Annotated in this window: 18 protein-coding genes; 9 read left to right on the top strand and 9 right to left on the bottom strand. The window is 72.0% G+C overall.

Translation table 11 applies throughout. The features are described from left to right. Positions 1 to 22: 22 nt before the first annotated feature. Complete coding sequence (locus SNA_RS08315) at positions 23 to 3,334, bottom strand: ATP-binding protein (protein ID WP_044364137.1); 3,312 nt, start codon at positions 3,332 to 3,334, stop codon at positions 23 to 25. 293 nt (positions 3,335 to 3,627) lie between these two features. On the opposite strand from SNA_RS08315, the gene SNA_RS08310 reads away from it, so the two are divergent. Next, positions 3,628 to 4,434, top strand: coding sequence for a site-2 protease family protein (locus tag SNA_RS08310; protein WP_030070505.1), 807 nt, complete (start codon positions 3,628 to 3,630; stop codon positions 4,432 to 4,434). Between the two features lie 13 nt (positions 4,435 to 4,447). On the opposite strand, the gene SNA_RS08305 is transcribed toward SNA_RS08310, so the two are convergent. From SNA_RS08305 to SNA_RS08280, 6 genes are all read right to left on the bottom strand, one after another. Then, positions 4,448 to 4,630: a hypothetical protein gene (locus SNA_RS08305; RefSeq protein WP_044363999.1), complete on the bottom strand. Its 183-nt coding sequence runs from the start codon at positions 4,628 to 4,630 to the stop codon at positions 4,448 to 4,450. 419 nt (positions 4,631 to 5,049) lie between these two features. Next, positions 5,050 to 5,781: an NADPH-dependent F420 reductase gene (gene npdG, locus SNA_RS08300; protein ID WP_030070504.1), complete on the bottom strand. Its 732-nt coding sequence runs from the start codon at positions 5,779 to 5,781 to the stop codon at positions 5,050 to 5,052. A 71-nt stretch (positions 5,782 to 5,852) separates the two neighbouring features. After that, positions 5,853 to 6,701, bottom strand: a complete 849-nt coding sequence (locus SNA_RS08295; protein ID WP_030070503.1) for a carbohydrate ABC transporter permease — start codon at positions 6,699 to 6,701, stop codon at positions 5,853 to 5,855. Further along, on the bottom strand, positions 6,698 to 7,678 hold the full coding sequence (locus tag SNA_RS08290; protein WP_037792982.1) for a carbohydrate ABC transporter permease: 981 nt from the start codon (positions 7,676 to 7,678) through the stop codon (positions 6,698 to 6,700). Before SNA_RS08290 ends, SNA_RS08295 begins: the two co-directional genes overlap by 4 nt. Positions 7,679 to 7,847: 169 nt before the next feature. Further along, entirely contained in the window at positions 7,848 to 9,179 is a 1,332-nt protein-coding gene (locus tag SNA_RS08285) for an ABC transporter substrate-binding protein (protein WP_044363996.1), read from the bottom strand. Then, positions 9,166 to 10,263: a sialidase family protein gene (locus tag SNA_RS08280; protein ID WP_030070500.1), complete on the bottom strand. Its 1,098-nt coding sequence runs from the start codon at positions 10,261 to 10,263 to the stop codon at positions 9,166 to 9,168. The genes SNA_RS08285 and SNA_RS08280 overlap by 14 nt, the downstream gene beginning before the upstream one ends. 266 nt (positions 10,264 to 10,529) lie before the next feature. Between SNA_RS08280 and SNA_RS08275 the strand changes: the two genes are divergently transcribed. Both SNA_RS08275 and SNA_RS08270 read left to right on the top strand, forming a co-directional pair. Beyond that, positions 10,530 to 11,489 (top strand): dihydrodipicolinate synthase family protein, encoded by a 960-nt coding sequence (locus SNA_RS08275; RefSeq protein WP_044363994.1) that lies wholly within the window; start codon positions 10,530 to 10,532, stop codon positions 11,487 to 11,489. A 122-nt stretch (positions 11,490 to 11,611) separates the two neighbouring features. Continuing rightward, on the top strand, positions 11,612 to 12,238 hold the full coding sequence (locus tag SNA_RS08270) for a hypothetical protein (RefSeq protein ID WP_044363992.1): 627 nt from the start codon (positions 11,612 to 11,614) through the stop codon (positions 12,236 to 12,238). Positions 12,239 to 12,461: 223 nt separating this feature from the next. Here the strand turns inward: SNA_RS08270 and SNA_RS08265 are convergent, their stop codons facing one another. Further along, positions 12,462 to 12,689 carry a hypothetical protein gene (locus tag SNA_RS08265; protein ID WP_044363990.1) on the bottom strand — a complete coding sequence of 76 codons (228 nt, stop codon included), beginning with the start codon at positions 12,687 to 12,689 and terminating at the stop codon, positions 12,462 to 12,464. A 67-nt stretch (positions 12,690 to 12,756) separates the two neighbouring features. Here SNA_RS08265 and map point away from each other — a divergent pair, with 67 nt between their 5' ends. Then, positions 12,757 to 13,614 carry a type I methionyl aminopeptidase gene (gene map, locus SNA_RS08260; RefSeq protein WP_030070529.1) on the top strand — a complete coding sequence of 286 codons (858 nt, stop codon included), beginning with the start codon at positions 12,757 to 12,759 and terminating at the stop codon, positions 13,612 to 13,614. A 189-nt stretch (positions 13,615 to 13,803) separates the two neighbouring features. Then, a complete protein-coding gene (locus SNA_RS08255; protein WP_030070530.1) occupies positions 13,804 to 14,478 on the top strand; it encodes a biliverdin-producing heme oxygenase in 675 nt (224 codons plus the stop codon). A 5-nt stretch (positions 14,479 to 14,483) separates the two neighbouring features. Here SNA_RS08255 and SNA_RS08250 read toward each other — a convergent pair whose 3' ends face one another. Continuing rightward, positions 14,484 to 15,155, bottom strand: coding sequence for a PhzF family phenazine biosynthesis protein (locus SNA_RS08250; RefSeq protein WP_044363989.1), 672 nt, complete (start codon positions 15,153 to 15,155; stop codon positions 14,484 to 14,486). Positions 15,156 to 15,426: 271 nt separating this feature from the next. Between SNA_RS08250 and efeO the strand changes: the two genes are divergently transcribed. Genes efeO through SNA_RS08230 form a run of 4 tightly spaced genes read left to right on the top strand, consistent with a single transcriptional unit; the run spans position 15,427 to position 19,803 of the window. Further along, the gene (efeO, locus tag SNA_RS08245) at positions 15,427 to 16,578 is read left to right on the top strand and encodes an iron uptake system protein EfeO (protein ID WP_030070533.1); all 1,152 of its coding nucleotides are present in this window, start codon (positions 15,427 to 15,429) and stop codon (positions 16,576 to 16,578) included. 32 nt (positions 16,579 to 16,610) lie between these two features. Further along, positions 16,611 to 17,903: an iron uptake transporter deferrochelatase/peroxidase subunit gene (efeB, locus tag SNA_RS08240; protein WP_030070534.1), complete on the top strand. Its 1,293-nt coding sequence runs from the start codon at positions 16,611 to 16,613 to the stop codon at positions 17,901 to 17,903. Between the two features lie 45 nt (positions 17,904 to 17,948). Beyond that, the gene (efeU, locus tag SNA_RS08235) at positions 17,949 to 18,941 is read left to right on the top strand and encodes an iron uptake transporter permease EfeU (protein WP_030070535.1); all 993 of its coding nucleotides are present in this window, start codon (positions 17,949 to 17,951) and stop codon (positions 18,939 to 18,941) included. After that, positions 18,871 to 19,803 (top strand): SCO2278 family lipoprotein, encoded by a 933-nt coding sequence (locus tag SNA_RS08230; RefSeq protein ID WP_476718242.1) that lies wholly within the window; start codon positions 18,871 to 18,873, stop codon positions 19,801 to 19,803. The genes efeU and SNA_RS08230 overlap by 71 nt, the downstream gene beginning before the upstream one ends. The last annotated feature ends 10 nt before the right edge of the window (positions 19,804 to 19,813 follow it).

Genomic DNA, 19,813 nt, shown 5'->3' with positions numbered 1-19,813 from the left:
CCGGTTGCCCGCCCGGCTCGCGTCAGACCAGGGCGGCGGCCTCTTCGAGCGAGAGGCCGCCGCCTTCGGCGTACTCGCGCTCGTATGCCGCATCGTCCAGGAACGCGCGGGCGGCGGCCTCGGCGCGGGCGCGGTTGTCCCGTACGGCCTTCGGCGGGGCGTGCGAGGGGTCGCGCAGGGCGTCGTACGCGCCCACCAGCCGGGCCGCCCCGGCGGCGCCGCGCTCGCCGTGGACGGCGGCCAACACCCGTGCTCCCGTGAGGAGTTGCAGCACCAGAAGGTCCGGCGCCAGCATCTGCGCCATCGAGTCCTGCATCAGCTCCAGCACCCCCCGGCACCGTGCCAGCAGATCCCGGCCGCCCCCCTCGTCGATGTCCAGCAGGATCAGCGCCGCCTCCAGGAAGCCGACGAACAGCTCCGGGGCGCGCCGGCCGAACGCCTCGCGCACGGCGTCCAGTTCGGTGCGGGCCTCCTTCGTCCGGCCCTGGACGGACAGATGCACCGCCAGCGTCAGATGCGCGAACGCCAGCGCATCGCGGGCGCTGCTGACCCCCTCGGCCTCCGCCAGGACCGCGCGCAGCAGCCGCTCCCCGGCCTCCTCCTGGCCGTCCTCCAGCAGGACGCCGCCCAGCCGGACGCGCAGCAGCAGGGTCTGGCCGTGCGCGCCCAGGTCCTCGGCGCGCTCCATCGCCGCGCCGTAGTCCTTGACCGCGAGGGCGTACTCGCCGCGCCTCTCCCGGGATTCGCCGCGCCCCGCCAGCGCCTCCGCCGCGCCCCAGGCGTCGCCGATCCGGTCGAAGAGCGACAGCGCCTCGTCGGCGTCCGCCAGCGCATGGGCCAGGCGGCCGATGCGGTCGTTGAGGATCTTGGAGCGCAGTTGCAGGAGGTAGGCCAGCTCCCAGTCGCGGCCGAAGCCGCGGCAGGCGGCCACCGCGCGGTCGACCAGCTCCCCCAGCTGCTCGAACCGGCCGGTGAACAGCACCGCGAAGTACCACATCAGGCCCGGCATCCGGCAGGTCTGCGGCATCCCGCTGCGATAGGCGGCGATGATGCCCTCCAGCTCCGTCTGCATCTCCAGGCTGCGCAGCATCTCCAGGTGGCTGTCGCTGCACGAGAGCACCACCAGGCGGGCTTCCCTGCGGGCCTCCAGCAGCTGTTCGGGGGCCATCGGCGGCGGGTTGTCGATGGGGCGTTCGGCCAGGTCGGGGGCGGGCGCCGGGGCCGGGACGAAGGGGTTGGGGCCGAGCGCCCCGGCGGCCTGGGCCCAGTGGCGGGCGTCGCTGAGGTGGTCGCGCAGCATCCAGAACCAGTGCAGGGACAGCACCAGGCACAGCGCCTCGTGTTCGTCGCGGGCGGCGAGGGCGCGGCGCAGTGCGGTGCGCAGATTGTCGTGTTCCCGCTCCAGGCGGTCCATGGCGGCGCGCTGCCCGGGGCCGCGCAGCAACGGGTCGGTTCTGCGGGCCAGTTCGCGGTAGGCGACCAGATGGCGGCGTTCGGCCGTCTCCCGTTCGCCGGCCTCGTCCAGCCGCTCGCCGGCGTACTCCCCCACCGTCTCCAGCAGCCGGTAGCGCATCGTCCCCTCGGGTGCGGGCGCGGCCACCACCAGCGACTTGTCGATCAGCGAGCCGAGCAGGGCGGCGACGTCGCGGCGGTCGACCCCCTCGCCCGCGCAGACCTCTTCGGCGGTGGCCAGATCGCAGCCGCCGGCGAAGACGGACAGCCGGCGCAGCACCGCCCGCTCGCGGGCACCGGTCAGCTCCCAGGACCAGTCCACGACGGCGCGCAGGGTCTGCTGGCGGGGCAGGACCGTACGGCTGCCGCTGGTCAGCAGCCGGAAGCGGTCGTCGAGGCGGTCGGCGATCTGGCGCGGGGAGAGCGCGCGCAGCCGGGCGGCGGCCAGTTCGATGGCCAGTGGCAGTCCGTCCAGGCGGCGGCAGATCTCGGCACAGGCGGCCGCGGTGTCCTGGTCGGTGTCCGTACGGAAGCCGGGGCGGGCGGCGGCTCCGCGGTCGGCGAGCAGGCGCAGCGCCACCGGGTCGGGCAGCGGTTCGACCGGCCTCAGTACCTCGCCCGGCACGGCCAGCGGTTCGCGGCTGGTGGCCAGCACCGTGACGCCGGGGCATTCGGCGAGCAGCCGCTCGGCGAGGTGGGCGGCGGCGCCGATCACATGCTCGCAGTTGTCCAGGACGAGCAGCATCCGGCGGCCGGCGCACTCCGCGGCGAGCCGGGCGAGCGGGTCCAGGGCGGTGGGGTCGCCGGCCGCGCGCAGCCCTTCGGTGGTGGTGCCGCGCACCACGGTCTCGCGGGCGCCCAGCGCGGTGAGCACCGCTTCGGGCACGGTCGCCGGGTCGTCCACGGGGGCCAGTTCGGCCAGCCAGACGCCGTGCGGCCAGGCGTCCGGTGCGGCGGCCGCGGCGCTTTCGGCGCCCTCCAGGGACAGCCGGGTCTTTCCGGCGCCGCCCGGCCCGAGCAGGGTCAGCAGGCGGTGGGCGGCGAGGTCCGCGCGCAGCGCCGCGAGGTCGGCGTCGCGGCCGACGAAGGAGGTCGGGCGGGCGCGGAGGTTACCGGGGCGCCGGTCCGCGGTGGCTTTTGCGGGGGCGGGCGCCCGCTCGGGCTCGGGGCGCAGCAGTTCGGCGTGCAGGGCGCGCAGTTCGGGGCCGGGGTCGGTGCCGAGGCGGTCGGCGAGTGTGGTGCGTATCGCCTCGTACGCGGCGAGCGCCTCCGCGCCGCGGCCGGCGGCCCGCAGGGCGCGCAGCCGCAGGGCCTGGAGGGGCTCGTCCAGCGGGTGGTCCTGGCACAGCGCGGTCAGGGCGGGCAGCGCCCGTTCCGGCCGGCCGAGGGCGAGGTCGGCGGCGAGGCGGCTGCGCTGGGCGTCCAGGCGGCGGCTCTCGGCGCGGGCGGCCTCGGCTCCGGGGTCGGGCAGATCGGCCAGCGCCGGGCCGCGCCAGAGCGCCAGCGCCTCGTCCAGGAGGGCGGCGGCGCGGGCCGGGTCGGCCTCGGCGAGCGCGCGGGCGCCGTCGGCGGCGAGCCGGGCGAAGCGGTGCAGATCGACGGCGTCGGGTTCGGCGCACAGACGGTAGCCGCCGTCGACGGAGGCGATGGCGGCGTGGCCGAGGGCCCGGCGCAGCCGGCCGACCAGGGCCTGGAGGGCGCCGGTGGCGTCGGCGGGCGGCTCCGAGCCCCAGACGTCGGCGATCAGGACGTGTGGGGGCTGCACCCGGCCCGGCCGCAGCGCGAGGGCGGCGAGCAGGGCGCGCAGCCGGGCGCCACCGAGGGCGACGGGGGTGCCGTCGGCCCGGCCGGCCTGGGTGGTGCCGAGAATTCCGTAGCGCACCGCGCCATTGTCGTTCACGGCCTTGCCGCCCACCGTCCGCTCACACCTCTCGCCGTGCACCGCGGCGCGCGGACCGGCCCCCGGCGCCCCCTGACCCGTCCCTGATGTGGCATGGGTCATTCCCCTGATTTCGCCCCTGAGGTCCACTGTGCACGGAACCGGGCGCCCATGCGCGGCGTTTTTCGCACAGGGCCGCCGAGCGGACCGTGCGCCGAAGGCCGTCGCGCGGTTACGGTCGGGGCTCGCCCCTCGCGACCACGGGCCGATCACGACACCTCGGGAGACCACGGCACATGACCACAGCTCTACAGCGCGCCGAGCGCCGCATCAGCCCGGTCTTTCTCGCGCTCGTCGCCGTCATGGCGGTATCGGGATGGGCCGTGTGGAGCCAGTCCATAGCCGCCAACACCGGTTTCGCGGTGTTCTTGTTCGTGGTCTCGGGCTGGATCGTGTCGCTGTGCCTGCACGAATACGCCCATGCCCGTACGGCGCTGCACAGCGGCGACATCTCGGTGGGCGCCAAGGGCTATCTGACGCTGAACCCGCTCAAGTACACCCACGCCCTGCTGAGCATCGTGCTGCCGGTGCTCTTTGTGATCATGGGCGGGATCGGGCTGCCGGGCGGTGCGGTGTTCATCGAGCACGGCCGGATCCGGGGCCGCTGGCGGCACAGCCTGATCTCGGCGGCCGGGCCGCTGGCGAACGTCCTGTTCGCGGTGGTGTGCACGGCCCCGTTCTGGCTGCACGCCCTCGACGGCGTACCGGAGCCGTTCCGCTATGCGCTGGCGTTCCTGGCACTGCTCCAGGTCACGGCCGCGATCTTGAACTTCCTGCCGGTGCCGGGCCTGGACGGCTATGGCGTGATCGAGCCGTGGCTGTCGCTGAAGATACGGCGGCAGGTGGAGCCGTTCGCGCCGTTCGGGCTGCTGGCGGTGTTCGGGCTGCTGTGGGTGCCGGAGATCAACGGGGTGTTCTTCCAGGTCGTCGACACCGTCCTGCGCACGCTGGGCGTGACGAACTGGGACACGTACTGGGGCCAGGAATTCTTCCGGTTCTGGCAGGGCGAGCCGCAGCTGTCGCCGGCCGGCAGCGTCCTGTAGCGGCGCGGCGGCCTCAGCTCGCCGCCGCCTCCCGCTCCAGCTTCGCCTTGCGCACGTAGAACCACGTCATATTGCTGGAGATACCGGCCATCAGGACCCAGACGATGCCCAGGAAGCTGCCGTTCACGAAGGAGATGACGGCCGCGGCGACGGCGAGGACGCACAGGGTGAGGGCCAGCAGGGCGAGGCGGGGCATGGGGTCGGCTCCTGGGTGTAAGGATCGGGCGCCCCTAACCATAGGCCCCACGTTGTCGGCCGTCCCGCCGTGGGGGTTTGTCGCCGTTTCGCCTGCGGCGGGCGTTGCCGCTGGCGCGGGGCTGTTCGGCAGCGGGACCGAGCCTCCGGACTCCGTCCTGCGGCCCGGCCCCTCCCCATTGGGGGTGGGAGAAAACCAGTGGGGGATCCGTGGGCGGTCGGGTGCCGCTTGTCCGTCGAGTCCTACGGAAACGGACGGACGGCGCTCGCCCCCACCGGCCCCACCACCCACCCACGGGAGGGGCCGCGTCGCAGGACGAAGTCCGGAGGCGTGGCACCGCCCCCGACAACCCCACGCCCGCCGCAGGCGCAACGGCGAGAACACACCACGGCGGGAAAGACAAAAACGTGGGGAGAAACCTAAACGTCGGTGATGCGCAAGCCGGCGTGCGCCTTGTAGCGGATGTTGGTGGAGATCAGATTGGCGACCAGCGACTCGACCTGGTGGGCGTTGCGCAGCCGGCCGGCGTAGACCCCGCGCATGCCGGGGATGCGGGCGGCCAGCGCCTGGACCGCATCGGTGTCGGCGCGGGCCTCGCCCAGCACCATCACATCGGTGTCGATCCGCTCGGTTTCCGGGTCCTGGAGCAGTACGGCGGACAGATGGTGGAAGGCGGCGGTGACCCGGGCGCCGGGCAGCAGGGCGGCGGCCTGTTCGGCGGCACTGCCCTCCTCCGGCGTGAGGGCGTAGGCGCCCCTCTTGTCGAAGCCGAGCGGGTTGACGCAGTCGATGACGAGCTTGCCGGTCAGCTCGTCCCGCAGCGCCTGGAGGGTCTTGCCGTGCCCCTCCCAGGGCACGGCGATGATCACCACATCGCTGCGGCGGGCGCATTCGGCGTTCTCGGCACCCTCGATGCCCAGGCCGAGCTCGTCGGCGGCGGTCTGCGCGCGCTCCGCCACCCGGGAGCCGATGATCACCTTCTGGCCGGCCCGGGCGAACCGGTAGGCCAGGCCGCGGCCCTGGTCGCCGGTGCCGCCGAGGACGCCGACGACAAGGCCGCTGACATCCGGCAGGTCCCAGGGATCGCGCTTGAGGGCGGCCTTCGCGCGGGTCGCGGCGTTCGGGGACTGGGCAGCGTCAGGAGTAGTCATGACAGCGATACTGTCACGCCGGTCCGGCCGTACGGGGCGAGGTTGCGGGAGTGGTGACGGGAGCTACTAGGTCACGCCTTCACGCTGCCCTCCGTCAGCCCCGTACGCCAGTACCGCTGGAGCACCAGCATCAGCACCATCAGCGGCACCACGGACAGGAACGCGCCGCCCACCGTGTACTGGTAGAGCACCGGTTTGCGGTCCGAGAAGCCGATCCAGGAGGTCAGGCCGAGCTGGATCGGATAGAGGCGGGAGTCCGAGAGCATCACCAGCGGCAGAAAGTAGTTGTTCCAGATGTGGACGAACTGGAACAGAAAGACGGTGACCAGCGCCGGGGTCATCAGCCGCAGCCCCAGCCGCCCGAAGATCCGCGCCTCCCCCGCGCCGTCGATCCGGGCCGCCTCCAGAAGCGAGTCCGGCACCGCCGCGGCCGCGTAGATCCGGCACAGATAGACCCCGAACGGGCTGACCATGCTGGGAACCAGCACCGCCCAGTAGGTGTTGGCCAGCCCCATCGAGCTGAAGAGGAAGTACAGCGGCAGGGCGAGCGCGGTGCCCGGGACGAGGACCCCGGCGAGCACCGTGTTGAAGACCGCCTCCCGGCCGCGGAAGGGGAATTTGGCCAGCGCATAGCCGGCCGCGGCGGACAGCAGGGTGGCGCAGACCGCGCCGATCCCGGCGTAGAGCAGGGAGTTGGCGAACCAGCGGGCGTAGACGCCGTGGTCGTAGGTCAGGACGTCGGTGAGATTGCCCAGGGGGCGCGGATGGCCGGAGAACCAGAAGCCGAACGTGCCGAAGAGATCGGCGCTGGACTTGGTCGACGAGACGATCAGCCAGTAGACCGGCGTCAGGAAGTAGAGCGCGGCGACGGTCAGCAGCGATGCCGTGATGATGCGGTAGCGGACGGGGGGCCGGGTCATCCGCGCTCCTTGCCGCGCCCGCCGACCAGCCGCAGGAAGACGAAGGACGCCGCGCACGCCACCAGCGCGAGCAGCACCGCCTCGGCCGCCGCCACATGCTGGTTGTTGCCGACGAACGCCTCGCTGTAGGCGTGCAGGTTGGGGGTGAAGCCGCTGTCGATGGAGGACGCGAGCGGGCGCAGCACCTTGGGTTCCGCGAACAGCTGGAGGGTGCCGATGATGCTGAAGACGCCGGTCAGGACGAGCGCGGGGCGGATCAGCGGGAGTTTGACGTGCCGGGCGACCTGCCAGGCGTTCGCGCCGTCGATCCGCGCCGCCTCGTAGAGCTCCTCGGGCACGGACTTGAGCTGGGCGATCAGCACCAGCATGTTGTAGCCGGTGAACTGCCAGGTGACGATGTTGGCGATGGACCACAGGACGGTGCCGCGGGCGAGGAAGTCCACGTCCCAGCCCACCGACTGCGCGATCTTGACCAGCGGGCTGATCCCCGGGACGTAGAGAAAGCCCCACAGGATCGAGGCGATCACTCCGGGGACGCCGTACGGCAGGAAGAAGGCGCTGCGGAAGAACGGGATGCCGCGGGCACTGGCGCTCTCCAGGAGCAGGGCCAGGGCGGTGGCGAGGACGATCATCAGCGGCACCTGGACGGCGCCGAAGAGCAGCACCCGCCCGAATCCGGCGAGGAACTGGTCGTCGGTCAGGGCGTGGGTGTAGTTGGCGAGCCCGGCGAACGCCTCGTGTTCCTGGCCGCCGAGGCCGAGCGGGCCGGTGCGTTCGGTCTTGTGCAGGCTCTGGTAGACGGCGTAGACGATCGGCGCGAGGAAGCACAGGGCGAACAGCGCCAGGAAGGGCAGGACGAATCCGGCGGCCGCGCGGGCGTTACGGGCCTCGGTGCGCGAGCCCCGGCGCGCCGGACGCGCCCCGTCCGGCGCCCTGCGCGCCAGCGGCTCGGGCCGGCTGAGGGTGTCCCGGCTCATGCCGACACCTCGCTTCGCCCGGCCTCGCATGCGCCAGGCGCGCACCTCCTGATGGCTCGCTCGCTTCGCTCACTCACGCCGACACTCCCCCAGTCTCCGACCGGGGGTACCCCCACGCTTCGCCCGGCCCCGCATGCGCGAGGCACGCACCTCCCGATGGCTCGCTCGTTCACGTGCCGCTCTCCACCTTCAGGCCCTTGCCCTTGAGGTCGGCGATCGTCTGGCCCTGGACCTTGGTCAGGACGGACCGGAAGGAGGCGCCGGTACCGAGCGCGTCGGTGAAGGCGTCGCCCAGGCGCTGGTAGAGGGTGTCCACGCCGGGTCCCCACTGCCAGCTGGTGTCCACATGGGCCCCGGCGTCGGCGAAGATCTTGCTGTACTCCTGGCCGCCGAAGAACGCCTTGTCCACGTCGAGAGCGCCGGTGGCATAGCCCTTCTTGGCGCTGGGGAAGCCGTAGCCGCCGTTGATGAGCAGGGCGATGGACTCGGGGTCGGTGTTGAGCCAGACCGCGAAGTCCAGGGCGTCCTTGGGGTAGGGCGCCTTGGCGAAGACGGCGGTGGTCGAGCCGCCCCAGTTGGCGAACGTCCGCCCGCCGGGCTTCCACTGCGGCAGCGGCGCGGCCCGCCACTTCCCCTTGGTGCCCGGCGCATTGCCGACCAGCAGCGCATCGCCCCAGCTGGCGCCCACCCAGGCGGGGATGGCGCCGGTCTGGAGGTCCTTGTACCAGGCGTTCTGCCGGTCGGGGATGGTTTTGATGAGCTTCTGCCGGACCAGGGCCTCCCAGTAGTCGGCCACCTTGCGGGTGGGCTCGTCGTCGATGCTGATGACCCAGGTGTCGCCCTTGGTGGCGTACCACTTGGCGCCCGCCTGCCAGGCGAGACCGGCCAGCCGGTTGCCGTTGGTGGCGGAGAACGTCTCGATCCAGGCACCCTTCTTACGGATCTTCTTGGCGGCCGCCTCGTACGCGTCCCAGGTCGCGGGGACCGGAACGTCCCACTTCTCGAAGAGGTCCTGACGGACGAACAGCCCCATCGGGCCGGACGCCTGGGGGATGGCGTAGATGCCCTTGCCGAAGACGGACTGCCGCCACTGCCAGCCGAAGAACTTGTCCTTGTGACGGGCGGCGCCGAGCGGCGCGAGGTCGAGCAGCCCGTTGTCGAGCAGGAAGCTGGGGATCACCGGGAACTCGACCTGGCCCAGGTCGGGCGGGTTGCCCGCCTTGATGGCGGCGTGCATCTTCGCGTACTGCTCACCGTCGACGGCCGACACCTGCTCGACCGTGACCTGCACCTCGGGATTCTTGCGGTTCCACAGGTCCACCGGCTTGTCGATACCGGGCACCCAGGACCAGAAGGACAGCGTGATCTTCTGGCCCTTCTTGCGTTCCCTGGGCGCGGGGTGGTCGTCTCCGCTGTCGCCGCAGCCGGTGAGCGCAGCGGCGGCGACGGCGCCGGCCGCCGTGCCCAGGACCGCTCTGCGAGGCAGGTCAATGCTGGTCATGCGGGCTCCTCCACGGGATGCGGCGGAAAGTGATCGTCGAATAGGCGCTGTAGTCGCCGGTTTCGTAGAGCAGTCCGACGCTCGCCGCATCCAGCCGGACGAGATCGGAGTAGCCGGCCGGCAGTCCGGAGACGGTACGGGCGCACCGCCAGGTCAGGCCGCCGTCGCGGCTGGTGCTCAGCGTGAGCAGGGCGCGGGCCAGGGGGTGTGCGGGCCCGGCGTACAGCAGCTCGTCGCGGTCGGCCAGCGCCAGCAGGCTGCCCTGGCAGACCGGGCCGGCCAGGCCCGCCTGGGGGCGGAAGGGAGCGACGAGTTGTTCGCCGCCGTCCTGCGAACGGGCGTCGGCGCGGCGCCAGGGTGCGGCGGCCTCGGAGCGGGTGTTCAGGTAGAGGGTGCCGTCGGGCAGTTCGGCGGCGGCGGTCTCGTTGGGGGCGACACAGGGGTCGGTGTCGCCGTCGGTGTAGCCGATCCGCCAGGTGGCGCCGTCGTCGTCGCTGAGCAGGGCGTGGCCGCCGTTGTAGCGGGACTCGGTGCCGGTGTCGCCGTCGGCGGCCGGTGGGGTGGAGTGGTTGGCGGGGACGACGAGCCGTCCGGCGTACGGGCCGCGGCGCAGCCGCAGCGCATGGCCGGGGCCGGTGGCGTACCAGCGCCATTCGGGGCGTTTGGCCTGGTCGGTGATCTCGCGGGGCGGGCTCCAGGTGGCGCCGTCGTCGTCGCTGTGCTGGATCCATACGCGCCGGCCGTCGGCGGGCGGGACCTGGCCGCGGCGGATGCGGTCCTCGGTGGCGTCGGCGGCGTTGTGGACCTGGAGGAGCAGCACCCGGCCGCCGGAGAGGACGACCGGGGCGGGGTTGCCGGCGGTGCCGGTGCCGTTGCGGGCCAGGACCTGGAGCGGGCCCCAGGTACGGCCGCCGTCGGCGGAGCGTTTGAGGACGACATCGATGTCGCCGGTGTCGGAGGCGGAGGCGACCCGGCCCTCGGCGAAGGCGAGCACGGTCCCGGAGCGCGCCCGCACCACGGCCGGGATCCGGAAGCTCGTATACCCCTCGGTCCGGGCCCGGTACGGCACTGAACTCTCGTCCACCACGGGTCACCCCCAAGGGCCGGACGTAGATGTCCCTGTCCTGCGGTGACCATAAAGAGGGCCCAACTGACCGTCAAGGCACCCGACATCGGCCGTTTTCGTGTCGGCAACGAGGTGCTCGACATCGGGTGAAATCGCGGTGAACGACTCTTCGGCGCACCGGCCCCGCCCCGTTCGGCCCAGGACCGCGCGTCCGCCGGGCCGACACCGGAGCACGCGCCTATGGTGGATCCCCACGACCTCAAATCCCCCTACAGGACGCCCCCATGGCACTTCCCGCACCGCTGCGCGGCGTCGTCCCGCCCGTCTGCACTCCGCTCGACCCGCGCGGCGAGGTCGACACCGCCTCCCTCACCCGCCTGGTGACCCACCTCCTCGACGGCGGCGTCCACGGGCTGTTCGCGCTCGGCTCCACCGGCGAGGTCGCCTATCTCACCGACGACCGGCGCGCCACCGCCCTGGAGACCGTCGTCAAGGCCGCGGACGGCCGGGTGCCCGTCCTGGCCGGGGTCATCGACACCACCACCCCCCGGGTCCTCGACCACGCCCGCGCCGCCGCCGCACTGGGCGCCGACGCCCTGGTGGCCACCGCGCCCTTCTACACCCGCACCCACCCGCGCGAGATCGCCGCGCACTTCCGCCGGCTGCGCGCCGAGACCGGGCTGCCCGTCGTGGCGTACGACATCCCCGTGGCCGTCCACCACAAGCTGCCCCTCCCGGTGGTGCAGGAGCTGGCCGAGGACGGCACCCTCGCGGGCGTCAAGGACAGCAGCGGCGACGACGGTGCGCTGCGCCGGCTGCTGGTCGCCCTCGGCGGCCGCACCGCCCGCCCCGGCGGCCCCGCGCCCGGTTTCGCCGTCCTCACCGGCTCCGAACTCACCGTGGACGCGGCCCTGTTGGCGGGCGCCGACGGCGTGGTCCCGGGCCTCGGCAACGTCGACCCGGCGGGCTATGTACGGCTCTACGAGGCCGCGCGGGCCGGCGACTGGGCGCGGGCGGCGACCGAACAGGAGCGGCTGGTCACGCTGTTCTCCATGACCGATATCGGCCCCGAGGACGCGATGGGCCGCAGCTCCGCCGCGCTGGGTTCCTTCAAGGCGGCGCTGTGGCTCCTCGGCGTGATCGACCACGGCGCCACCGCCTTTCCGCAGATCCCGCTGAGCCGGGAGGCGGTGGCGGAGGTGGCACGCAGGCTGACCGCCGCCGGGCTGCCGCCGGTGCGCTGAGCCGTTGGGGCGTAGGGCGTTGCCCGCTGGTTCCGTTGAGCCGCCGGGCCGTTGAGCCCGTACGGGTGACGCCCGTTGAAACCGCAACAAGTCCGTGCCGTCCCGCGGCAGGATGCGGCTCCATGGATGCCGTACGGGTCGCCCTGCTGCGCGAGGTCCTCGCCGGAACCGAGTGGATCCAGTCCACCCGCCGCTTCGCCGGATCGCTGCGGGCCTCGGTGGCGGGGCACGACGGCGGACTGCTGCTGGTCGGCAGCGCCGGTTACGAGCCGTGGCATCTGGCCGCCCATCTGGACGACGAGGCCGCCTGGTCGGGCCTGCCGGAGCTGTCGCCCACCCTGGTACGGCACCGCGTCCCGGGCGGCGCACCGGCCCATCTGTCGGTGGGGCTGGGCCGGTTGGCGGACGCCGGGCGCGGTGCCACGCTGCTGGTCGTCACGCCGCAGCGGCCCGGTGCCGGGCTGCTGGAGCGGGTGCACGACGCCCGCCGCAACGGCGCGACGGTGCTCGCACTGGACGGCGGCGACCGCGATCTGCACACCCTGGCCCACGACGCGCTGGCCGCCCCGGCGGCCGACGGCGAGCGCCCCCAGGACCTCGATCTCGACACACTCCAGCACCTGGTCAGCGCGGCCGCCGGCGAGAACGGCCTGCCGTCCGCCCTCCGGGCCGCGCCCCGTCGCCGCTTCCGTGACCGGCTGGCCCGGCTCGCCGAGGGGCTGACGGCGCCGCCGCCGCCGCGGTGGTAGTCCGCTGCGCTTTGCCTGGGCCCCACGTTTTTGGCTTTCCCGCCGTAGGGGTTCTCGCCGTTGCTCCCCCGGCTAACGCTGGGAGGTGCCCCCACGCGGGGCTGTTCGGCTGCGGGGCCGGGCCTCCGGACTTCGTCCTGCGGCCCGGCCCCTCCCCGTTGGGGGTGGGGAAAGACGGTGGGGGCGGGCGGAGGGCGTCGGGTGCGGCAGGCTGCCGGCCGCTCTACGGGCTCGGCTCGCCCTTCCCCTTGTCGTCCCACTTCGGGTCCGTCTCCCACTCCACGTTGCGCTCGCGGGCCGTCTCCATGGCGTGCGTCGCCTCCTCGCGGGTGGCGTACGGGCCGAAGCGGTCGGCGGCGCGGCACTGGGGGCCCTCCTCGACCGTGCCGTGTTTGAGGCAGTAGTACCACTCGCCCGGCTTTCCGACCGTACGCCGCTTGAACAGGGCCATTGCCGCCTCCCGTGGGTCACTCCCGTCCCGCCATCCTGCCCGATGGCCCGCGGATACACTCGCTGGCATGTCTGGCCAGTCGCTTCTTGTCCCGGGGAAGATCTCCCCCACCCGCCCCGTCCCCGCCTCGATCCCGCGCCCCGAATACGTCGGGAAGGACGCGCCCACGCCGTACACCGGGCCCGAGGTGCAGGACGCCGAAACGATCGAGAAGATGCGGATCGCCGGCCGGATCGCCGCGCAGGCGATGGCGGAGGCCGCCAAGCACATCGCGCCGGGGGTGACGACCGACGAACTCGACCGGGTCGCCCACGAGTTCATGTGCGACCACGGCGCCTACCCGTCCACGCTCGGCTACCGCGGCTTCCCCAAGTCGCTGTGCTCCTCGCTCAACGAGGTCATCTGCCACGGCATCCCGGACTCGACCGTCATCAAGGACGGCGACATCGTGAACCTGGACGTGACCGCGTTCATCCACGGTGTGCACGGCGACAACAACGCCACCTATCTGTGCGGTGAGGTCGACGAGGAGTCCCGGCTGCTGGTGGAGCGCACCCGCGAGGCGCTCAACCGCGCGATCAAGGCGGTCAAGCCGGGCCGGCAGATCAACATCATCGGCCGGGTCATCGAGTCGTACGCCAAGCGCTTCGGCTACGGCGTCGTCCGCGACTTCACCGGCCACGGCATCAACTCCGCCTTCCACTCCGGCCTGATCGTGCCGCACTACGACAGCCCGCACCACACCACCGACATCAAGCCCGGTATGACCTTCACCATCGAGCCGATGCTGACGCTGGGCACCCACGAGTACGACATGTGGGAGGACGGCTGGACCGTGGTCACCAAGGACCGCAGGCGGACGGCGCAGTTCGAGCACACGCTGGTGGTGACGGACACCGGAGCGGAGATTCTCACGCTGCCCTGACGGGGCACGTCCTGGGGGCGCGTCCTGAGGGGCGCGCCCCCAGGCGGGACGGGTGGAGAACTGGGCCGAATTTTACCGACAGGCCGTCGGGAACAGGGGTAGGCTAGTTACCGACAGGTTGTCGGGAACGGTGCGATCTGTTGGCCGCCCGTTCCCCGTCCGCTCCTTTCCGGCCCCCGGAGGCCCGCCTTGGAAGCGTCCCGCCCGACCCCGTCGGCATCCCCCTTCTCGACGGTCATCCGCACCGCCTCGCACGAGCAGCACACCGAGGCCGAGAACTCCTCGTTCATGAGCGACCTCCTCGGCGGCAGGCTCGGGGTGGCGGCCTACCGGCGCTACACCGAGCAGCTGTGGTTCGTCTACCGCGCGCTGGAGGAGACCTCCGAGGCGCTGGCCGACGACCCGGTGGCGGGCCCCTTCCTCCGCCCGGAACTCGCCCGGACCGCCGCGCTGGAGCGGGACCTGACACACCTGGGCGGCCCCGGCTGGTGCGACGGCCTGGAGCCACTGCCCGCCACCGCCGCCTACGCCGACCGCGTCCGCACCTGCGCCCGGGAATGGCCGGGCGGCTATGTGGCCCACCACTACACCCGCTACCTCGGCGATCTCTCCGGTGGCCAGATCATCCGCGGTACGGCCGAGAAGACCTGGGGCTTTGCGCGCAAGGGCGACGGCGTGCGGTTCTACGTCTTCGAGGGCATCGGCAACCCCGCCGCCTTCAAGCGCGCCTACCGCGCGCTGCTGGACGGCCTGCCGGTGGACGACCTGGAGAAGCAGCGGGTGGTCGACGAGTGCAAGCGGGCGTTCGCGCTGAACAGCGCCGTCTTCCGGGAACTGGGCGAGGAGTTCCCGCTGACCGCCTGAGGGCCCTAGGGGGCTTCTGACGGCGCCACCCGGCCTCCGATGTCGATGGCGCCGTCCGGCCGCGGCCGGGTCAGGATCCGGGAGGCCGCGCCCTGGCGGATGTCGAGGGCGCGGCCGAGTTCATGGGTGAGGGTGAGCGCGGCCGCGCCGGTGGCCTCGTCCTCGGTGATGGCTCCGTCGGCGCGACGGGGGAAACCGCGGGCCCGTACGACGCCGGCCGCCTCGTCCCGCCAGGCCCAGGCGTAGAGCCAGCCCTCGCCGGGCGGCGGCGCGGGCAGGGCGTCGACCTCGTCGGGGGAGGCGTACTCCTCGGTGCGGCGCCCGGTCACCCACTCCGGGCGGCCGCGCACCCAGATGACGTCGCCGTCGTAGGTGACCGCCACCTCGCCGGCCGGCGGCCGGAGCACCGTCACCGGACGGCCGAGGTGACGCAGCAGCCAGGCCACGCCGACGAGCGGATGCCCGGCGAACGGCAGCCGCAGGCCCGGGGTGTAGATGTCGACGGCACCGCGGGCCGCATCGTCGACGAAGACGGTCTCGCTGAAGCCGAGCCGCGCGGCGAGGGCCTGGCGCTCGGCGCGGTGCGGGCAGGCGGTGCCGTCCGTGACGACGGCCAGCGCATTGCCGCCCCGGTCGCCGTCGCCGGTGAACACCCGGAGGATGTGCGGTTCGATCATCCCTGCATTCAACATCCGGTCGGCGATCTTCGTCCGCCGAATAACACCGGTCATGGACCGTCGCCGGCAATGCCCCTTACCTTGACGACTTCATGACCTTTCCATGACCGGAGTCGACCCAACTCGTCATCGATCCGTTGTTCGTGAGAGCGGGATCACTGGGCCCCGTGGGCATAAGCAGGTAAGCCTCAGATAACTTAGGGCTGCCTTAGTGGCGGCCCCCGTGTCCGTCCCCTGTTTTGTGCACCGCCCGAGCCCGCCTGGAGTCCGTATGCGAGCCCACCGCTCCTCCGTCGTCGCCGCCATTGCCGTGGCCGCGACCCTGACCGCCGTTGCCGGCTGCGCCGCGAAGAGCGACGGCAAGGGCGCCGGCAAGGGTGCGATCGCCGTGACCGCGAGCGACAGCGACTGCAAGGTTTCGGCCAAGGAGTTCCCGGCCGGGCATGTGCAGTTCGCCGTGGACAACAAGGGCTCCAAGGTCACCGAGGTGTACGTCTACGCGCCCGGCGACCGGATCATGACCGAGCGGGAGAACATCGGGCCCGGCACCCACGCCGAGATCACCGCCGAGATCAAGCCGGGTGCGTACGAGATCGCGTGCAAGCCGGGCATGAAGGGCCACGGGATCCGGCAGAAGGTGACCGCGAGCGGCAAGGGGGCCGCCGTCAAGCGGAACCCCAAGCTGGACGCGGCGGTCTCGGCGTACCGCACGTGGGTCCAGGAGCAGGCCGACCAGACCCTGCCCAAGGCGCAGAAGTTCGCCGATGCGGTGAAGGCCGGGGACATCGAGGCCGCGAAGAAGACCTATGCGCTCTCGCGCGTGGGCTGGGAGCGCACCGAGCCGGTGGCCGAGTCGTTCGGTGACATCGACCCCAAGGTCGACACCCGCGCGGACGGGCTGTCGGACGGCCAGAAGTGGACCGGCTGGCACAAGCTGGAGCAGTCCCTGTGGGAGAAGAAGAAGATCTCCGCGGACGACAAGAAGCTCGCCGACCAGCTGATCACCGACCTCAAGGACTGGCAGAAGCGGGTCGGCAAGGCGGTCATCAACCCGACGACGATGGCCAACGGCGCCAAGGAGCTGCTCGACGAGGTGGCCACCGGCAAGGTCACCGGTGAGGAAGAGCGCTACAGCCACACCGACCTGATCGACTTCCACGCCAACGTCGAGGGCGCCCAGAAGGCCTACGAGCTGCTGAAGCCGGTCGTCACCAAGAACGACCCGGCGCTGGCCAAGGAGCTGGACAAGCAGTTCGCCGCGATCCTCAAGCAGCTCGACGGGCACCGCGACGGCAAGTCCGCCGACGGCTTCGCCTCGTACGACACGGTCGGCAAGGGCGAGCGCAAGACGCTGTCGGACAGCGTCAACGCGCTGGCCGAGCCGCTGTCGAAGCTGGCCGCCGCCGTGGCCGAATCCAAGTAGTCCGGTACGGAAGAGGGAAGAGGAGACGTCCCATGTCTCAGGACGAGACGACGACCGACGCCCCGGCCGGGCGGGCACCCTCGCGGCGGGCGCTGCTGGGCTGGGGCGGTGCCGGGCTCGCGCTCGGCGCCGTCGCGGCGGGCGGGACGGCGGCGGCGCTGCGCACCGGCAGCGATGCGCAGCCGGCCGGGGCCGATGCCACGTCCGGATCCGCGGTCCCCTTCCACGGCAGGCACCAGGCCGGGATCGCCACCGCGGTCCAGGACCGGCTGCACTTCGCCTCCTTCGACGTCACGACCGACGACCGCGATGAGCTGATCGCGCTGCTGAAGGACTGGACGAAGGCGGCGGCGCGGATGACCGCGGGCGATGCGGTCGGCGGCGGCGCGGTCGGCGGGCCGGCGGAGGCGCCGCCGGACGACACCGGCGAGGCGCTGGGCCTGCCGCCGTCGCGGCTCACGCTGACGTTCGGCGTCGGCCCCACGCTGTTCGAGAAGGACGGCAAGGACCGGTTCGGCCTCAAGAAGCGGCGCCCCGAGGCGCTGATCGACCTGCCGAAGTTCTCCGGGGACAACCTCGACTCGACGCGCAGCGGCGGCGATCTGTGTGTGCAGGCGTGCGCGGACGATCCGCAGGTGGCGGTGCATGCGATCCGTAACCTGGCGCGGATCGGCTTCGGGAAGATCGCCATCCGGTGGTCGCAGCTCGGCTTCGGCAAGACGTCGTCGACGACGCCGGACGCCCAGACGCCGCGCAACATGATGGGCTTCAAGGACGGCACCCACAACATCGCGGGCACCGACAATGCGGCCCTGGACCAGCATGTGTGGGTCGGCGAGAAGGACGCCAAGGGCGACGAGCGCTGGATGGCCGGCGGTTCGTATCTCGTCGCGCGGCGGATCCGGATGCACATCGAGACCTGGGACCGCACCTCCCTCAAGGAGCAGGAGGACGTCTTCGGCCGGGACAAGGCCGAGGGCGCGCCGGTCGGCAGGAAGCACGAGCGCGACACCCCGCATCTGAAGTCGATGCTGCCGACCGCGCACGTACGGCTCGCCCACCCCGACTCCAACGGCGGGGTGCGGATCCTGCGCCGCGGCTACTCCTTCACCGACGGTACGGACGGTCTGGGGCGCCTGGACGCCGGGCTGTTCTTCCTCGCGTATCAGCGCGACGTCCGGCACGGCTTCGTCCCGCTCCAGCAGAAGCTGGCGGCCAACGACGCCCTCAACGAGTACATCCAGCACGTGGGTTCGGCGGTCTTCGCCATTCCGCCGGGTGTCCGCGGCGCGGACGACTGGTGGGGCCGGGAGCTGTTCGCCTGACGCGTCCGGCGTCATCGGTTCAACGAAGGAAGGAAGGGTACCGCCGTGTTCGGCAACTACCTGATCGGTCTGCGCGAGGGGCTGGAAGCCAGCCTGGTCGTGTGCATCCTCATCGCCTATCTGGTCAAGACGGGCCGGCGGGAGGCGTTGCGGCCGGTCTGGATCGGCATCGCGCTCGCCGTGGTGCTGTCGTTCGCGTTCGGCGCGGCGCTCCAGTTCGGGTCACAGACGCTGACGTTCCAGGCACAGGAGGGCCTCGGGGGTTCGCTGTCGATCGTCGCGGTCGGCCTGGTGACGTGGATGGTCTTCTGGATGCGGCGCACCGCGCGGCATCTGAAGAAGGAACTGCACGGCAAGCTGGACGCGGCCCTTCAGATGGGCACGGTGGCGCTGGTGGTCACCGCGTTCCTGTCGGTGGGCCGGGAGGGTCTGGAGACCGCGCTGTTCATCTGGACGGCCGCGCAGTCCGCGGACGACGGCGTACGGCCGCTGATCGGGGCACTGCTGGGCATGCTGACGGCCGTGGTGCTGGGCTGGCTGTTCTACCGGGGTGCGGTGCGCATCAACCTCGCGAAGTTCTTCACCTGGACCGGCGGGATGCTGGTGGTCGTGGCGGCGGGCGTGCTGGCGTACGGCTTCCACGATCTCCAGGAGGCGGGCGTCCTGCCGGGGCTGGATGCTCAGGCGTTCGACATCAGCGCGCAGATCCCGGCCGACAGCTGGTACGGCACGCTGCTGAAGGGCATCTTCAACTTCCAGCCGGATCCGACCGTTCTTCAGGTCACGGTGTGGGCTCTGTATCTGATCCCCACGCTCGGATTCTTCTTCGCCCCCGGTAGGGTGGCGCCGAATCGTGCCACCCCGGCGGCCCCTCAGTCCGCCCCGGTCGCCCCGAAGGAGCCCGAGCCCCATGACACGCAGGTCGCCGTTCCGGGTGCCCGCAACACTGACGTCGGCAGCGGCGGCGATGGTGATACTGAGCGGGTGCATGACGGTGCACGGCGAACGGGAGAAGCTGCCGGCGGTGACGAAGGCTGACGCCACCAAGGCGCTTTCGCACTTCGCCGACGGCTTCAACAAGATCCGCCGCACCCTCGACCCCTCGCTGAACCCGAAGTACGAGGCGGGCGCGATGCTCGCCCTCGACCAGGCGAAGGTCAAGGCGGCGCACGGTCTGCATCCGCAGGGCTCGCCGAACGTCAAGCCGGTCACGTTCCAGGACGCGCATTTCGCGATCCCGAAGCAGACCGGCTGGCCGAAGTCGTTCCTGGCGGATGTGCGCACCAACATCAGGTTCAGCAGTGGTGATTACATCCGCTGGTACCTGGTGTTCGGCCGGGACAGCATCGATGCGCCGTGGCGGGTGACGTACCAGGCGACGTTCCCGGACAACCGGGCGCCCGAGCTCGCGATGGACCACGGCTTCGCCGAGGCGGTCCCGGCGGGCGGCGCATCCGGTCTGGCGGCGGACCCGGGCACGCTGAGCGCGTCGTATGCGGACTACCTCAACAGCGGCAAGGGCGAGGTCTTCGCCCCGGGCGCGAACACCGACGCCTGGCGCCAGACGCGGGTCAGGGACGCCAACGGGGTGGGCGTGCGGATCCTGTACGAGGACTCGCCCGCGAACTTCCCGCCGGTGGCGCTGCGCACGAAGGACGGCGGGGCGCTGGTGTTCTTCGCGACGTACTACCACCAGCAGAAGACGGTGTCCCCGGGGAAGATCATCACGGTGGGGCCGGACCTGCGGGGGATACTCCAGGGCCCGATGAAGAAGAAGACCACGCAGATGGCCATCTCCAACATCTCGACCCAGGCGGTGAAGGTGCCGCCCAAGAGCGCCGGCGGCAAGGTGGAATTCCTCTACCGGGTGGACGCGAAGACGTCGCTGAAGGCGCAGTAGGGCCGGGGGC

Source organism: Streptomyces natalensis ATCC 27448 (assembly GCF_000935125.1).
GTDB lineage: Bacteria > Actinomycetota > Actinomycetes > Streptomycetales > Streptomycetaceae > Streptomyces > Streptomyces natalensis.
Note: the sequence above shows the minus strand (reverse complement) of the source record. Positions and strands in the feature narration are given on the sequence as shown.

Bases quoted from the DNA above. Each gene is read 5' to 3' on its own strand.
- SNA_RS08310 (WP_030070505.1), top strand. From the start codon at position 3,628: ATGACCACAGCTCTACAGCGCGCCGAGCGCCGCATCAGCCCGGTCTTT.
- SNA_RS08305 (WP_044363999.1), bottom strand. From the start codon at position 4,630: ATGCCCCGCCTCGCCCTGCTGGCCCTCACCCTGTGCGTCCTCGCCGTC.
- npdG (WP_030070504.1), bottom strand. From the start codon at position 5,781: ATGACTACTCCTGACGCTGCCCAGTCCCCGAACGCCGCGACCCGCGCG.
- SNA_RS08295 (WP_030070503.1), bottom strand. From the start codon at position 6,701: ATGACCCGGCCCCCCGTCCGCTACCGCATCATCACGGCATCGCTGCTG.
- SNA_RS08290 (WP_037792982.1), bottom strand. From the start codon at position 7,678: ATGAGCCGGGACACCCTCAGCCGGCCCGAGCCGCTGGCGCGCAGGGCG.
- SNA_RS08285 (WP_044363996.1), bottom strand. From the start codon at position 9,179: ATGACCAGCATTGACCTGCCTCGCAGAGCGGTCCTGGGCACGGCGGCC.
- SNA_RS08275 (WP_044363994.1), top strand. From the start codon at position 10,530: ATGGCACTTCCCGCACCGCTGCGCGGCGTCGTCCCGCCCGTCTGCACT.
- SNA_RS08270 (WP_044363992.1), top strand. From the start codon at position 11,612: ATGGATGCCGTACGGGTCGCCCTGCTGCGCGAGGTCCTCGCCGGAACC.
- SNA_RS08265 (WP_044363990.1), bottom strand. From the start codon at position 12,689: ATGGCCCTGTTCAAGCGGCGTACGGTCGGAAAGCCGGGCGAGTGGTAC.
- map (WP_030070529.1), top strand. From the start codon at position 12,757: ATGTCTGGCCAGTCGCTTCTTGTCCCGGGGAAGATCTCCCCCACCCGC.
- SNA_RS08250 (WP_044363989.1), bottom strand. From the start codon at position 15,155: ATGATCGAACCGCACATCCTCCGGGTGTTCACCGGCGACGGCGACCGG.
- efeO (WP_030070533.1), top strand. From the start codon at position 15,427: ATGCGAGCCCACCGCTCCTCCGTCGTCGCCGCCATTGCCGTGGCCGCG.
- efeB (WP_030070534.1), top strand. From the start codon at position 16,611: ATGTCTCAGGACGAGACGACGACCGACGCCCCGGCCGGGCGGGCACCC.
- SNA_RS08230 (WP_476718242.1), top strand. From the start codon at position 18,871: ATGGTGATACTGAGCGGGTGCATGACGGTGCACGGCGAACGGGAGAAG.